Source organism: Amycolatopsis sp. NPDC049252 (assembly GCF_043197175.1).
Taxonomy (GTDB): domain Bacteria; phylum Actinomycetota; class Actinomycetes; order Mycobacteriales; family Pseudonocardiaceae; genus Amycolatopsis.
On the sequence record NZ_JBICSQ010000071.1, the window covers coordinates 1 to 15,461 of the forward strand.

Annotated in this window: 9 protein-coding genes; 3 read left to right on the forward strand and 6 right to left on the reverse strand. The window is 72.3% G+C overall.

Features of this window, described 5'->3' with window-relative positions; genetic code table 11:
- The 3 genes from ACGFMK_RS39275 to ACGFMK_RS39285 all read left to right on the forward strand — a co-directional run.
- The coding region (locus tag ACGFMK_RS39275) for a tetratricopeptide repeat protein (protein ID WP_392774287.1) at nucleotides 1-759 on the forward strand (759 nt) is incomplete at its 5' end.
- A gap of 674 nt (nucleotides 760-1,433) precedes the next feature.
- Nucleotides 1,434-5,984, forward strand: a complete 4,551-nt coding sequence (locus tag ACGFMK_RS39280) for a HAMP domain-containing protein (RefSeq protein ID WP_392774344.1) — start codon at nucleotides 1,434-1,436, stop codon at nucleotides 5,982-5,984.
- A 13-nt stretch (nucleotides 5,985-5,997) separates the two neighbouring features.
- On the forward strand, nucleotides 5,998-8,361 hold the full coding sequence (locus ACGFMK_RS39285) for a SpoIIE family protein phosphatase (protein ID WP_392774289.1): 2,364 nt from the start codon (nucleotides 5,998-6,000) through the stop codon (nucleotides 8,359-8,361).
- On the opposite strand, the gene ACGFMK_RS39290 is transcribed toward ACGFMK_RS39285, so the two are convergent.
- The 6 genes from ACGFMK_RS39290 to ACGFMK_RS39315 all read right to left on the reverse strand — a co-directional run bounded on the left by ACGFMK_RS39290 (nucleotide 8,351) and on the right by ACGFMK_RS39315 (nucleotide 15,324).
- Nucleotides 8,351-9,208: a cobalamin-binding protein gene (locus ACGFMK_RS39290; RefSeq protein WP_392774291.1), complete on the reverse strand. Its 858-nt coding sequence runs from the start codon at nucleotides 9,206-9,208 to the stop codon at nucleotides 8,351-8,353. The genes ACGFMK_RS39285 and ACGFMK_RS39290 overlap by 11 nt on opposite strands.
- Entirely contained in the window at nucleotides 9,208-10,302 is a 1,095-nt protein-coding gene (locus ACGFMK_RS39295) for a calcium:proton antiporter (RefSeq protein WP_392774293.1), read from the reverse strand. The genes ACGFMK_RS39290 and ACGFMK_RS39295 overlap by 1 nt, the downstream gene beginning before the upstream one ends.
- Nucleotides 10,303-10,424: 122 nt before the next feature.
- Nucleotides 10,425-10,688, reverse strand: coding sequence for a mycofactocin biosynthesis chaperone MftB (gene mftB, locus ACGFMK_RS39300; protein WP_392774295.1), 264 nt, complete (start codon nucleotides 10,686-10,688; stop codon nucleotides 10,425-10,427).
- Between the two features lie 28 nt (nucleotides 10,689-10,716).
- Nucleotides 10,717-11,829 carry an NDMA-dependent alcohol dehydrogenase gene (locus tag ACGFMK_RS39305; RefSeq protein ID WP_392774297.1) on the reverse strand — a complete coding sequence of 371 codons (1,113 nt, stop codon included), beginning with the start codon at nucleotides 11,827-11,829 and terminating at the stop codon, nucleotides 10,717-10,719.
- Between the two features lie 550 nt (nucleotides 11,830-12,379).
- The gene (locus ACGFMK_RS39310; protein ID WP_392774299.1) at nucleotides 12,380-13,993 is read right to left on the reverse strand and encodes a sigma-54-dependent Fis family transcriptional regulator; all 1,614 of its coding nucleotides are present in this window, start codon (nucleotides 13,991-13,993) and stop codon (nucleotides 12,380-12,382) included.
- Nucleotides 13,994-14,478: 485 nt separating this feature from the next.
- Nucleotides 14,479-15,324 carry an urea carboxylase-associated family protein gene (locus ACGFMK_RS39315; RefSeq protein WP_392774301.1) on the reverse strand — a complete coding sequence of 282 codons (846 nt, stop codon included), beginning with the start codon at nucleotides 15,322-15,324 and terminating at the stop codon, nucleotides 14,479-14,481.
- Between the last annotated feature and the right edge of the window lie 137 nt (nucleotides 15,325-15,461).

Consider the following 15,461-nt stretch of genomic DNA (forward strand, 5'->3'; position numbering starts at 1 on the left):
CTGTTCGAGTACCACCGGGCGCGAGCGCGCTGGCGCGACGCCATCCGCGTCGACGAGCTGGCCCTGGACCTGGTCGAGGGCGTCGACCGGGTGGCCGCGGCGACCCTGCGGGGCGACCTCGGGGTCGCCGAGGCCGAGCTGGTCCACGGCGGCGAGGCGCCCGACTTCGGGCGGTCGCACGCGCACCTGCGCCACAGCCTCGCCGACTGGGAGGCGATCGGGGACCCGCGGCAGCTCGCGGGCATCCTCAACAACCTCTGCTTCGTGTTCGGCCTGGGCGAGGACCTGGACGCGGCCATCGAGTTCGGCGAACGCGGCCTCACGCTCAACCGGTCCCTGGGCCTGCGCCACGTCGAGACGCTCAACCTGGTCAACCTCGGCGTGCTGTACGGCCGCCAGGGCGACCGGGAACGCGAGCTGAAGTACGCGACCGAGGCGGTGGCCGTCGCCGAGGACACCGGTGACCTGCGGGGTTTGGCCTACGGCTGGATGCGGATCGGCCTGGTCCACCGCGACACCGGGCAGCACGCCGAGGCCGCCGAGGAGCTGCGGCGCAGCGCCGGGCTGTGGCGCGAAGCCGGCGTCCGGCTGTACGAGGCGATGACGCTCGCCGAACTGGGCCGCGCCCACCTCGGGGCCGACGACCACGAGCGGGCCCGCGAGGTGCTCACCGAAGCCCTGGCGATGATGCGGGAGTACGGCGGTGAGGAGCGCGCCGCAGCGGTCCGAGCCGACTTGGAGCTGGCGGAGCGCCGGTAGCGGCGACCGGCGCGGCGGTCAGGAAGGGCCGCGGCCGGTGCACGGCGACACAGGTGACCAGGTGCGGGGTCCGTGGCGCGCAGCGCAGCTCGACCGTGTCGCGGACACGCTGCACGAGCAGCGGCCGCGGTGCCTCGTCCGCGCCCGCGGTCCCCGGCACGGTGGCGAGTGCGGCCGCCGCGAGCAGCGCGGCCGAGAAGAGCTTCCAGGCGGTCGTCACGGATGCCTTCCTCGTCCGGGACTGCGGCACCACCGATCTTCGCGGCGGGCGGCCGGACGCGACAGCGACAACCTCTACAACCGACCTCTACAAATGGCCCGTGGCCCGGAACGGCGGCCGCTTCCGGCGCACCCCGGCGGCCGATCATCCACAGTGGAGCCCGTCAAAGTCCACAATGGACTAAAGTGTGCGGGCGCGACGGCACCGGCGGCGCGGTCGTGCGCGCGCCGCCGCGTTCAGCCGAACGGGTCAACGGGGCCGGATGGCCTGTGGGGGAACGGAAAGGTTCGCGAGCACCGCCTCGACTGCGCACACGGGTCCGGGCGCGGCTGGTTGCTCAACCGTTGCCCCTCAGCTTAAGGCACCTGCACTATGCTGGGCCATCCGGTACGACTCCGGGCCCGGCGCGCGGGGCGCCGACAACCGAAGAAACGGGTGGCGGATGGGTGGGGCAATGGTCGACGGCGGGCGCCCGGGTGCGGGGGCGGACGTCTCGGGCGTGGGCGAGGCGGGGGAGCAGGAGCTGCGCCGGCTGCTGGCCGGCCTGACCGCGGTCCGCGACGGCGACTTCGGCATCCGGCTGCCCGGCGAGACCGACGGCCTGCTCGGCGAGATCGCCACGGTCTTCAACGGCATGGCCGACCAGCTGTCCCTGTTCACCTCCGAGGTCACCCGCGTCGCGCGGGAGGTCGGCAGCGAGGGCCAGCTCGGCGGCCAGGCGAAGGTCCCCGGCGTGTCCGGCACCTGGAAGGACCTCACCGACTCGGTCAACGCCATGGCCGGCAACCTCACCACCCAGGTCCGCGACATCGCCCAGGTCGCGACGGCCGTCGCGAAGGGCGACCTGTCGCAGAAGATCGACGTCGACGCGCGCGGCGAGATCCTCGAGCTGAAGGACACCGTCAACACGATGGTGGACCAGCTGTCGTCGTTCGCCGACGAGGTCACCCGGGTGGCCCGCGAGGTGGGCAGCGAGGGCCGCCTCGGCGGCCAGGCGCAGGTTCCCGGCGTCGGCGGCGTCTGGCGCGACCTCACCGACTCGGTGAACTTCATGGCCGGGAACCTGACCGACCAGGTCCGCAACGTCGCCCAGGTGACCACGGCGGTGGCGAAGGGCGACCTGTCGCAGAAGATCACGGTCGACGCCCGGGGCGAGATCCTCGAGCTCAAGAGCACGATCAACACGATGGTCGACCAGCTGTCGTCGTTCGCGGACGAGGTCACGCGCGTCGCGCGCGAAGTCGGCACGGAAGGGCGCCTCGGCGGCCAGGCGGACGTCAAGGGCGTCTCCGGCACCTGGCGCGACCTCACCGACTCGGTGAACTTCATGGCGGGCAACCTGACCGACCAGGTCCGCAACATCGCCCAGGTCGCGACGGCCGTCGCGAAGGGTGACTTGTCGCAGAAGATCAACGTCACCGCCCGCGGCGAGGTCCTGGAGCTCAAGGACACGCTGAACACGATGGTCGACCAGCTGTCCGCGTTCGCGGACGAGGTCACCCGCGTGGCCCGCGAGGTCGGCACCGAGGGACGGCTGGGCGGGCAGGCGGACGTCAAGGGCGTCTCCGGCACCTGGAAGGACCTCACCGAGTCGGTCAACGTCATGGCCGACAACCTGACCGCGCAGGTCCGCTCGATCGCCCAGGTCACCACCGCCGTCGCCCGCGGCGACCTGTCCCAGAAGATCCGGGTCGACGCCCGCGGCGAGATCCTGGAGCTGAAGGACACCATCAACACGATGGTCGACCAGCTCTCGGCGTTCGCGGACGAGGTCACCCGCGTGGCCCGCGAGGTCGGCACCGAGGGCAACCTCGGCGGCCAGGCCACCGTCCGCGGCGTCTCGGGGACCTGGAAGAACCTCACCGACAACGTCAACGTGATGGCGTCCAACCTGACCGGCCAGGTCCGCTCGATCGCCCAGGTCGCGACGGCGGTCGCCCGCGGTGACCTGTCCCGCAAGATCACCGTCGAGGCCAAGGGCGAGGTCGCCGCGCTGGCCGACGTCATCAACACGATGGTCGACACGCTGTCGGCGTTCGCGGACGAGGTCACCCGGGTGGCGCGCGAGGTCGGCACCGAGGGCATGCTCGGCGGGCAGGCGCGGGTGCCGAACGTCGCGGGCACCTGGAAGGACCTCACCGACAACGTCAACTCGATGGCGAACAACCTCACCGGGCAGGTCCGCAACATCGCCCAGGTGACCACCGCCGTCGCCCAGGGCGACCTGACCCGCAAGATCGACGTCGACGCCCGCGGCGAGATCCTCGAACTGAAGACCACGATCAACACGATGGTCGACCAGCTCTCGGCGTTCGCCGCGGAGGTCACCCGCGTCGCGCGCGAGGTCGGCAGCGAGGGCCGCCTCGGCGGCCAGGCCGAGGTCGAGGGCGTGTCCGGCACCTGGAAGCGGCTGACCGAGAACGTCAACGAGCTGGCCGGGAACCTCACCCGCCAGGTCCGCGCGATCGCCGAGGTGACCAGCGCGGTCGCCGAGGGCGACCTGACCCGCTCGATCACCGTCGACGCCTCCGGCGAGGTCGCCGAGCTGAAGGACAACATCAACTCGATGGTCGAGTCGCTGCGCGAGACGACGCGGGCGAACCAGGAGCAGGACTGGCTGAAGTCCAACCTGGCCACGATCACCGGGCTGATGCAGGGCCGCCGCGACCTCGCCGTCGTCGCGGCCGCGGTGATGGACGAGCTGGTCCCGCTGGTCAACGCCCAGTACGGCGCGTTCTACCTGGCCGACGACACCTCGGAGATCCCGGAGCTGCGCCTCGTCGGCGCGTACGGCCACCCGGACGACGGGGACGGGCCGGTGGTGCGGTTCCGGGTCGGCCAGTCGCTGGTCGGGCAGGCCGCGCGCAGCCGCCGCCCGATCGCCGTCGACGACGTCCCGCCGGGCTACGCCACGATCTCCTCCGGCCTCGGCCGCACCGCGCCGGCCAGCCTGATCGTGCTGCCGATCGTCGTCGAGGACCAGGTGCTCGGCGTGCTGGAGCTGGCGTCGATGCACGGCTTCACCGCGGTGCACCGGGCGTTCCTCGAACTGCTGATGGAGCAGATCGGCGTCAACGTCAACAGCATCGTCGCCAACGCCCGCACCGACGAGCTGCTGGGTGAGTCCCAGCGGCTGACCGGGGAGCTGCAGGCCCGCTCGCAGGAACTCCAGGCGCGGCAGGAGGAACTGCAGTCGTCCAACGCGGAACTGGAGGAGAAGGCCGCGCTGCTGGTCACGCAGAACCGCGACATCGAGACGAAGAACCTGGAGATCGAGCAGGCGCGCCAGGAGCTGGAGGCCCGCGCCCAGCAGCTGACGCTCGCCTCGAAGTACAAGTCGGAGTTCCTGGCCAACATGAGCCACGAGCTGCGCACCCCGCTCAACAGCCTGCTGATCCTCGCGCAGCTGCTCGCGCAGAACCCGACCCGCAACCTCACCGCCAAGCAGGTCGAGTACGCGGGCATCATCCACTCCGCCGGGTCGGACCTGCTGCAGCTGATCAACGACATCCTCGACCTGTCCAAGGTCGAGGCCGGGAAGATGGACGTCACCCCGGAACGGGTGGCACTGCGGCAGCTGCTGGACTACGTCGAGGCGACGTTCCGGCCGATGACCTCGCAGCGCAACCTGGACTTCCGGATCACCGTCGCGCCCGGCTCGCCCGCCGAGCTGCTCACCGACGACTCGCGGCTGCGGCAGGTGCTGCGCAACCTGCTGTCCAACGCGGTGAAGTTCACCGAGGTCGGCGTGATCGAGCTGCACATCGAGCCGGTGGAGCCCGAGCGGCTGCCGCGGCCGCTGCGCGCGCACGGGCCCGCCGTGGCCTTCCGGGTCGCCGACACCGGGATCGGGATCGCCGAGCACCAGCTGGAGTCGATCTTCGGCGCCTTCCAGCAGGCGGACGGCACCACCAGCCGCAAGTACGGCGGCACCGGCCTGGGCCTGTCGATCAGCCGCGAGATCGCCCAGCTGCTCGGCGGGTTCATCACCGCGGAGAGCACGCCCGGTGAGGGCAGCACGTTCACCTTCTCGCTGCCGGTCGCGCGCCCGGACTTCGAGACGCGCCCGGCGGCCGACGAGACCAAGGCCGCCGTGACGGCCGGGGACACCGGAACCGGGCTGGTCGTGCCGTCCGCGCGGGCCCACCGGCGGCTGCTGGTGGTGGAGGAGCGCCAGCACGGCCTGCTGACGCTCGTCGCCGAGAGCGCCGCCGCGGACCTGGCCGACAGCCGGGACATCGGCATCTCGCCCGCCGAGGTCGAGGTCGTCACCGCGGTCGGCACCCAGGAGGCCGCGGCCGCGCTGGCCACCGACGCCTACCACTGCGTGGTGCTGGACCTGGACCTGCCGGAGCGCTCGGCGTTCGGCTTCCTCGACGCGATGCAGGGGGACGCGGCGCTGCGGCTGGTGCCGGTGCTCGCGCACAACAGCCGGCGCCTGGACGTCGAGCTGGAGCAGCTGCTGCAGTCCCGGGCGGACGTCCACTCGCTGGAGGTCCTGTCCGGTCTCGACGAGCTGCGCGAGCGGATCGCGCTGCACCTGTCGGCCGAGAAGCCGGGCGCCGTGCTGCCCCTGGTCCGCCCGGACGAGCAGGCCACCCCGGTGCGGGCGGCCGACGTCGACGCGACGCTGGCCGGGCGCACGGTGCTGATCGTCGACGACGACCCGCGCAACGTCTACGCGCTCACCGGGATCCTGGAGCTGCACGGGATGCAGGTGCTGCACGCCGAGGACGGCCGCAAGGGCGTCGAGACGGTCGCCACCCACCCCGGCATCGACCTGATCCTGATGGACGTGATGATGCCGGAGATGGACGGCTACACCGCGACCGCGAAGATCCGCGCCATGCCGGACCACGCCACGATCCCGATCGTGGCGGTGACGGCGAAGGCGATGCCGGGTGACCGTGAGAAGAGCCTCGCGTCGGGCGCCACCGACTATGTGACCAAGCCCGTGGACGCGGACGACCTGATCGCCCGCATCAAACGGCACGTGACGGCCTGATCGGGGAACCCGTTTGCCTTCCGAAGAACCGGGCGTGCCGGTGCTGGCGCCGCCCGCCGAGGTCTCGGCGAACCTCGCCCGGCTCGCCGACACCGTCGCCCGCCTGCGGGCCGAGGTCGACCACGCGCACGCCGTCGCCGACGGCCGCGCGCTGATCGAGCTGGCCAAGGGCGTGCTGATGGAACGCCTGCACTGCACGCCTTCCGACGCCGCGAAGCAGCTGGAGTCGCTGGCCGAGCGCGCCGGGCTGACGCCGCTGGAGTTCGCCGCGGAGGTCGTCGGCGAGGCGGCCGAGGACCGCATCACCGATGTGGCGCAGGAGTTCCTGGCCCGGGCGGAAGAGGACTCCGTCGCGGTCCGCCTGCGCACCGCGGAAAGCGGGGTGCTGGCGGCGGGGGACACCCAGCGCGTCGCGGAGTCGATCCTGGAACACGCGCTGCGCCCGCTCGGCGCGACGGCCGTCGCGGTGTGGCTCGCCGGGCCCGACGGGTCGCTGACCCTGGCCGGCTCGGCCGGGTTCTCCGCGGAGGAAGCCGCCCGCTGGCGCTACGTCCCGCCCGGCGTCGCGACGCCGGCGCGCACCGCGCTGATCGACCGCGACACGCTGTGGTCCACCACGCTCGCGTCGTCCGGGCTGCCCTCGATCGGGCAGCACACCCTGTCCGGCGGCGGCCGGGTGGCGGTGCCCACCGGCACCGGCGGGCGGATCATCGGCGTCGTCGAGATGTGCTGGCCCGAGCCGCTGCCCGCCGAGCCCGGCCGCGAACGGCGTCAGCTGGAGGCGCTCGCCGAGCTCTGCGCGCACACCCTCGACACCTGGGACGGCGTCGTCGCGCCGCTGGGCGCGGGATCGGGGGACTTCCTCGGCGAGCTGGTGGACTTCGTCGACGGGCTGCACGACCCGGCCGTGCTGCTGTCCCCGTGCCTCGAGGGCGGCGACCGGCTCAGCGACTTCCGGATCCACCACGCGAACCTCCGGTTCGCCGATCCGGGCGGGCGGCCGCGCAGCCTGCTGGTCGGAACCCGGTTGCTGGAGGCCTACCCGCTCGCCGCGGAGGAGAGCGGCCTGCTGGACAAGGTCCAGCGCGTGTACGCCACCGGCGAGCCGTTCCGCGCCGACAGCATGGCCGTCACCACGCTGGTCGACCAGGTGCCGCTGACCGTGCTCACCGACGTCAGCATCACGCGCTTCGCCGGGAACGTGCTGCTCGTCCTGCGGCTCCAGGACGACGCCGCGAAGCTCGCCGTGCTGCTGCAGCACGCGCAACGGCTGGGCCGCATCGGCGGCTTCGAGGAGAACGTCGTCACCGGCGCGATCACCTGGAACACCGAGCTGTTCGCGCTCTACGGCCTGCCGCCGAACGCCGCGCCGCTGTCGCTGAACCAGCTGACCGGGCACGCGCACGCCGACGACGCCCCGGCGATCGGCCGGTTCCTGCGCACGGTGCTGCACCACAAGCGGCCGGGGTCGACGGCGTTCCGGCTGGAACGCTCCGACGGCGTCGCCCGGCACATCCGGGTGGTCGCCGAGCCGGTGGTCGACGGCCGCGGCGAGCTGGTCGCGGTGCGCGGGGCCTACCAGGACGTCTCGTCGCAGCACTGGACCGAGGTCGCGCTCGCGGCGACGCGGGACAGGCTGGCCGAGACCGAGCAGGAGGCGATCGAGCGCAACCGGCTCACGTTGCAGCTGCAGCGCGCGATCATGCCGCCGGCCAAGGGCCCGATCGACATGCCGGGCCTGCGCGCCGCCGTCCGGTACCGGCCGGCGGAGAAGGAGCACCTCGTCGGCGGCGACTGGTACGACGCCGTCGCGCTGCCGACCGGCGAAGTCCTGCTGTGCGTGGGCGACGTCGCCGGGCACGGCATCGACGCCGCCACCGGCATGGTCAGCCTGCGCAACGCGCTGCGCGGCCTCGCGGCCACCGGCGCCGGGCCCGCGCAGCTGCTGACCTGGCTCAACCTGGTGGCCTACCACCTCACCGACCACGTCACGGCCACCGCCGTCGCGGCCGTGTTCGACCCGGCGAGCCGGAAGCTGCGCTGGGCCCGCGCCGGGCACCTGCCGCCGATCGTCCGCCACCACGACGGCACGGCGACGACCCTGCCGCTGATCCGCGGGTCGCTGCTCGGCGCGGTCCGGGACGTCGTCTACCAGGAGGAAGAGGTCCAGCTCGACGGCGGCGACATCCTGCTGATCTACACCGACGGCCTGATCGAACGCCGCGACGCGCCGGTGCAGGACTCGGTGGCGCGGCTGGTCACGCTGGTGGAGGGCCACCAGGGCGGGCTGGAGCACCAGCTGGACCGGCTGCTGACCTACAGCACGGCCGACACCGACGACGACACGTGCGTGGTCGGCATCCAGGTCACCGCCTGAAGACCTCGGCGAGGATCTCGGCGCCGTCGACCACCCGCGGCCCGGGACGGTTGAAGCAGGCGGGCCCGTCGAGGACGTGGACCCGGCCGTCGCGAACCGCGGGCAGGTCGGCCCAGCCCGGGCGCTCCGCCAGGGCCGGGAGTTCCGCCCGGGTGCGCTCCGGGGTGAAGCCGCAGGGGAGCAGCAGCAGGACGTCGGGCCGGGCGTCGACGACGGCCTCCCACTCGATCGGCCGGGTGTGCTCCCCGGCCTTCGCCAGCAGCGGCTCTCCTCCGGCGAGCGCGATCTGCTCGGGCACCCAGTGCCCGGCGGGCCAGATCGGGTCGAGCCATTCCAAAGCGACCACGCGCGGCGTTTCGGGGACTGCCTGGACGGCGTCCAGGCGCTTGCGCAGCTTGGCGATCTCGGCTTCGGCCCGCTCCGGGACGCCGAGGACGTCGCCGACACGGCGGAGGCAGTCGAGGACGCCGTCGATCGTCGCCGGTTCGAGGCTGACGACCAGCGGACCCGTGTCCAGCGTCCGCACCGCCTCGGACACCCGCTGGTAGGAGACCGCGCAGACGTCGCAGAGGTCCTGGGTGAGGATGACGTCGGGCGCCGCGGCGGCCAGCGTGGCGCGGTCGAGGGTGTAGAGCGCGGACCCGCTGTGCCGCGCACCGCCGACGGCCTCGGAGATCTCCCGGCTGGACAGCGCGTCCGGGTCGAACTCCGCCCGCGTCACGACCGGAACGCTGTCCACGAGCCCGGGTGGCCAGTCGCACTCGTGGGTGCGGCCGACGAGGTCGGTGAGCAGGCCGAGCGTCGCGACCAGGTCGGTCGCGGCGGGCAGCAGGGAGACGATCCGCATCAGGGGTTCACGGCCAGGACGAGGAACCCGGCCAGCAGGACCAGGTGGACGCCGCCCTGCAGGCGGGTCGCGCGGCCCGGGACCACCGTGAGGACGCTGACCACCACCGTCAGGGCCAGCAGGACGATCTGCGTCGAACCGAGGCCGAGCAGGAGCTGGCCCGGCAGCCAGACCGACGCCAGCGCGATCGCCGGGATCGTCAGGCCGATGCTCGCGATCGCCGAGCCGTAGGCCAGGTTGAGGCTGATCTGCATCCGGTCGCGCCGGGCCGCGCGCGTGGCCGCCAGGGTCTCCGGGAGCAGCACCAGCAACGCGATCACGACACCGACGAACGACTGCGGGAACCCGGCCGCGCGCACGCCCGCCTCGATCGCCGGGGACTCGACCTTGGCCAGGCCGACCACCGCGACCAGCGCCACCAGCAGCAAGCCGAGGCTGCCGAGCGCGGCCTTGTTCGTCGGCGGCTCGGCGTGGTCGTCCTCCTTGACCTCGCCGTCGGCGGCGACCGGGAGGAAGAAGTCGCGGTGCCGGACGGTCTGGGTCAGCACGAACATCCCGTAGAGCACCAGCGACGCGAGCGCGGCGAACGTGAGCTGGGCCGGCGAGAAGGCCGGGCCGGGCGTGCTCGAGGTGAACGACGGCAGCACCAGGCTCAGCGTGGCCAGCGTCGCGACCGTGGCCATCGCCGCGCCGCTGCCCTCCGGGTTGAACAGCGTCGAGCCGTAGCGCCGGGCCCCGACGAGCAGCGAGATGCCGACGATGCCGTTGGTCGTGATCATCACCGCGGCGAACACGGTGTCGCGCGCCAGCGACGTCGCCTCCGGGCCGCCCGAGACCATCATCGTGACGATCAGCGCGACCTCGATGACGGTGACCGCGACCGCCAGCACCAATGACCCGAACGGTTCACCCACCCGGTGGGCGACGACCTCGGCGTGGTGCACGGCGGCGAGCACGGTCGCCCCGAGCGCGATCGCGACGATCGCCACGAAGACCGGCCCGAGATCGCGGCCCCAGGCCACGGCCAGCACGAGCACGCCGAGCACCGGGGTGACGGAGGTCCAGGACGTCAGGAAGGGTCTCAGGGCGGCCATGCCTCCACCCTGTCACACCAGCGGTCACAATGCGTGGTCGTAAGGTCATTCTCACATTTCCGGCAGGGCGCCCAAAGGTCCCTTGTGGACAGTCGGTGGCGGCCCGCGTCGCGTGTGGACGCTCAGGGGTCCACCACGATCAGGTCGGAGGCGATCAGGGTCTCCAGGGCCGTGAGAAACCTGGCCCGGCGGGTTTCCCCGAGTTCCGCGGCGTCGAGCGCGTCCCGCAGACTGGCGTGGGTCGCCAGCTCGCGGACGAACGCCACGAGGTCCGGCGACCTGAGGAACGACAGCCTCCGGTGCCCGAAGTGGTAGGCGAGCGCCCCGAACGGGTCGGGGCGCAACGCCACCTGCGGGTTCAGCCGGTACGCGGCATCAAGGTCCATTGTGGATTCTTGGGCGGGTGCGCCAGGTTCACTGCGCGTGCACGATCACGCCGCGGATGTTCTTGCCGTCGCGCAGGTCCTGGTAGCCCTCGTTGACCTGGTCGAGGGTGTACTTGCGGGTCACCAGCTCGTCGAGCTTGAGCTTGCCGGCGTCGTAGAGCCGCAGCAGCCGGACGATGTCGTACTGCGGGTTCGCCGAGCCGAACAGCGTGCCCTTGATCGTCTTCTCGAACAGCGTCATCACGCCGCCGGAGACGTGCACGGTGAGCTTCTCGGGGTTCGCTAGCCCGGTGATGACCACGGTGCCGCCCTTGCCGACGACGTCGAACGCCTGGCTGACGACGTCCTCCTCGACGGTGCCGACGGTGATCAGCGCCTGGTCGGCCAGCTGCCCCCAGGTGAGTTCGTTGACCTTCTCCGCCGCTTCGGCGGCGGTGGCGAAGGCGTGGGTGGCGCCGAACTTGAGCGCGGCCTCCCGCTTGAACTCCACCGGGTCGACGGCGACGACGTACTTTGCGCCGGCGTGCGCGGCGCCCTGCACGGCGTTGATGCCGATGCCGCCGATGCCGTAGACGACGGTGGTGTCCCCGGCCCGCACCCCGCCGGCGTAGTTGGCGGTGGCCCACCCCGTCGGGACGCCGCAGCCGACCAGCACGGCGGTCTCCAGCGGCAGCCAGTCGTCGACCTTGACGACCGAGTGCTGCGAGATGGTGGCGCGCTCGGAGAACGTGCCGAGCATGCACATCGCGCCGAAGTCCTGGCCGCCGCCGTGGAAGCGGAAGGTGCCGTCCGGCATGTGGCCGTCGAGGATGGTGGCGCCCATGTCGCACAGGTTCTGGCGGCCGGTGGAGCAGTAGCGGCAGGTGCCGCAGTTCGGGATGAAGCTGCACACGACGTGGTCGCCGGGCGCGACCTTGGTGACGCCGGGGCCGACGTCCTCGATGATCCCAGCACCCTCGTGCCCGCCGATGATCGGGAACCGCGGCACGAGGTCGTTGTCGATCAGGTGCAGATCGGAGTGGCACAGCCCGGCGGCGGTGTACTTGATCAGCACCTCACCCGGCCCGGGCCCGTCGAGGTCGAGTTCCATGATCTCGAACGGTTTCCCGGCGTCGAACAGTACGGCTGCCTTGGTCTTCACGGCCATCTCCTCCACGTGCGGCGTTGCACCCTACGCAGCCGATTGTGGGCAGCGGGGAGAGCTGTGAAGTGTCCGGATCCCGGACAGTGGCGGCTCAGCGGACGTGCAGCGCGCGCATCCGGTTGTAGTCGGCCGGTGAGGTATCGGTCGGGCATTCGTCAGCGGGCGTAACCCTCTCGCCCGGTCGACAGGTGGCGAAATTGCCGCAGGTACGACAACGGGATTGTGGTTGAAATCTGGACGGCCGCGGCTTTTTTTAAATTCATCGATGCCTCGCGTAGTCGGCCGATTGACTGCGAGTCTGGTGCTGCTGCGGCCGCCAGATGTACACCGAACCAGGCCGTTAGCGCTGTAACCAGCAACAATGCGGCCTGCCACGTAGCTCCCCAACATCCCGGCACCGACCTGAGCGCCGCCTGAGCACGCCACCAGTGTGGTTGCGAGAACTTGGCGAGCCGAGCGGTTCACCACATCAGGATGCCACATTTGTCTTGGGGAGCCGCGGACTTTCGAAATTCATCGTGCGGGCTTGAATAGGGAGCATTCCGGGCTAGCGGACGTGCAGCGCGCGCATCCGGTTGTAGAGCGTGGAGCGGCTGATGCCGAGCTGCTTCGCCGCGTGGACCTTGTTGCCGCCGCACGCCCGCAGCGTCCGGACGATGACGTCGTACTCCGCCTGCTCCCAGCCGCTCAGCGCCGCTCCCGGGGACGGCTCCGCGCAACCCGGGGCGACGTCCTCCGCGGTCAGGTCGCCCGCCGAACGGCGGTCCGCCGCCGCCGACAGGACGCCCGCCAGCTCGCGCAGGTTGCCCGGCCACTGCTGCGAACCCAGCAGCTCCAGCGCTCCCGGCGTCAGCCGCAGGGACGCGCCGAAATCACGCAACAAGGCGCGGGCGATCGCCGGGATCTCGTCCCGGCGCTCCCGCAGCGGAGGCAGCTCGATCCGCCGGTGCACCCGCGCCGCGAGCGTCGCCTGCTCGCCGTGCAGCTCCGAGGGTGGGCCGCTGACCAGCGCGAACCACGCGGACGTCGTGTCCAGGAGACGCGCCAGGCGCACCGCGGCCAGCGGCGGCAGCAGCTGGATGCCGTCGATCACCACCAGGCCCGGTGACGCCGTGGCGGCTTCGACGGACGCGCACCAGGCGGCCGCGCCCGAGACGACGTCCGAGGCGTCGAACTCGACGACCGGCGCGTCCCCGGCGACGACCCGCGCCGCCGTGCTGCGGCCGGCGCCGGGCTCGCCGCAGATCAGCACGCGCCGCCGGGCCCGGCCGGCGTTGCGGAGGCGATCCGCGACGGCCTTGGGGAACAGCTCGCGTGAGCCGGGCGGACGGGAGACCACCGGGCTGGTGGAGCGCACCGGCGCCAGCTCGAACAGCAGCCCGGCGTTCGCCGACACCGCCTCGACCCGGACCTCGACCGGCGTGCCCGACGTCAGCCGGATCCGCCGCATCCCGCGGCGGGTGCGGCCCAGCTCCCGCAGCAGCCGGTGGTCGGAGGTGTCGACCAGCTCGGTCGCCGCGGTGTTGGCCAGCACGACGTCCTGGCCGAGCGCCAGCACCGCGCACGCCCGGTGCTGCACCGACTGGAACGCCGTCAACAGCTGCTGTTCGGCGAGCTTCGCGCCGTCGAGCAGCCGCCGTTCGATGTCGGACACCGCGCGCCGCAGGAACGGCCCGAGCAGCGGGTTCGCGTCACCGGCGGGCCCGGTGATGTCGAGGACGCCCACCAGCCGGCGGGTCGCCGGGTGCGTCAGCGGGTGGCCGTAACAGGTGAACCGCTTCATCGCTTCGAGGAAGTGCTCACCGCCGTCGACCGCGACGCCGCGGCGGGTCTCGAACGGCGTGGCCAGGGCGTTCGTCCCGGTCCGCTCCTCCAGGAACTGGCAGCCGGGCACCGCGCTGATGTCCTCCAGCGCCAGCTCCACCGACCGCTCGGTGAACCGCCGCGCCACGATCCGGCACTCGTGGTCGGCCAGCACGACGCAGAACCGCGTCCCGGCCAGCTGCCGGGCCAGCTCGTCGAGCACCGGGGAGGCCGCGCGCAGCAGCCGGCTGCGGCTGTCGACGTCGGCGACGTCCAGCCGGTCCAGGGCCGAGCCGGGGGAGAGCCCGGACAGCTCGGCCCGCCGCCACGACTGCGCGATCTCGCTCCGCAGGTCCACTTTCGCACTCCTCGCCGAGCCGATCGGGGTACCCGCCGCCCATCATCACACGGACGGCGCGCGGGGTGAACCGCTGAAACCGGGCCCGCTCAGGGAGTCCGGTGATCATGGGAGGGGCGGCCGTCTTCGCACAGCAGCAACTCGCCCGATCGGACCGCGGCCAGCGCCGCCGCCACCCGGCGGGCGAGGACCGGCTGCAGCCCGGGTGCCGCGCGGCGAGCGGGAGCAGGCGGGCCGAGACGATCTCGGCATCGGTGAAGGTCAAACGGGCGACGTCGTCCTCGGTCACCAGGCCGCCGTCGAAGACGAAGTTGAGGCCTTCGGGCAGCCGACCCGCCGGCAGTTCGCGAACAGCGGTGCGCCACGGGGCCTCGCCCGCCTCGCCCGCGATCCGCCGTGTCGCGCAGGAGCACCCCGGCCGCCGTCCGCTTGCGGTCGAGGGAGCGGACGTACTCGTCGAAGGGCAGCGGTTCCACCCGGGCAACCTAGGCCGGTTCACCCCATTCCGGCTGCCGGACGCCGTGCAGACCGCGGTAGGCGGCCTTGGCCGGTGACACCCAGCCGTCGAGGAGTTCCGGGCGCGGCTTGAAGACCTCGACGCCGAGGGGGCGGCAGACGTCGATCGGGTCGCGGGCGTCCGGACCCCACAGCGGGACCGACAGGTCGCCGCCCGGGCAGGTCGAGAGCGCGCACAGCAGGTCGATCTCCGCGAAGAACTCGAAGTGGTCGCCCGGACGCGCCGGGGAGGCCTTCATGAAGTAACGGTCCTCGTCGTTGAGGCCGGTGCACTGGAAGACGTTCAGGACGTCGTGCACGTCGAACTCGGTCAGCCCGAACGGCGCCACCGCGCGGACCAGGTTCGAGTGGCAGTGGAAGTCGAAGTCCTCGCCGGTGAGCATCCGGTTGACGTACGGGTCGCAGCGGGTGCCGAGCAGGTCGTGCACCCGGCCGCCTTCGCCGTCGGCGCCGTGGTCCGCGAGCGTGTCGGACGTGATCGTGGCCAGCGGGCGCAGGAACGGCAGCGTCGACCACAGCCGGTCGAACGTGCTGACGTGCGCGCGCTGCAGCTGGCGGGTGCGCGCGGCCCAGAAGCGTTCGCGGGGGTCGTCGGCGTTCCAGAGGTTGAGGTCGCCGACCTGCGGGCCGTCGATCGTGCGCAGCCGGCACAGATGCCCGCGCGGCACCCGCCACGCGCGCCCCGCACGGATCGGGACCTCGAAGCTCTCGACGAGTTCGCGTCCGGGTTCGCCGGCGAGCCGCTGGTAGAACGGCCGGTCGACGTCGAGCGCGCCACCCGCGGTGGCCTGGTAGGCGGCTGGAGGTGAACCCATCGGCGGTCTCCCTGGTCGGTGTCCGGTGCCCCGCCCAGCATGCCTCGCTACGGACCGTGCCCGGTTCGTCGCAATCGACCACTCGTTCGGCGCCTGGGGCTGTGGTGGGTTCGCCTCTTACCGTCGAGGGACCGTTC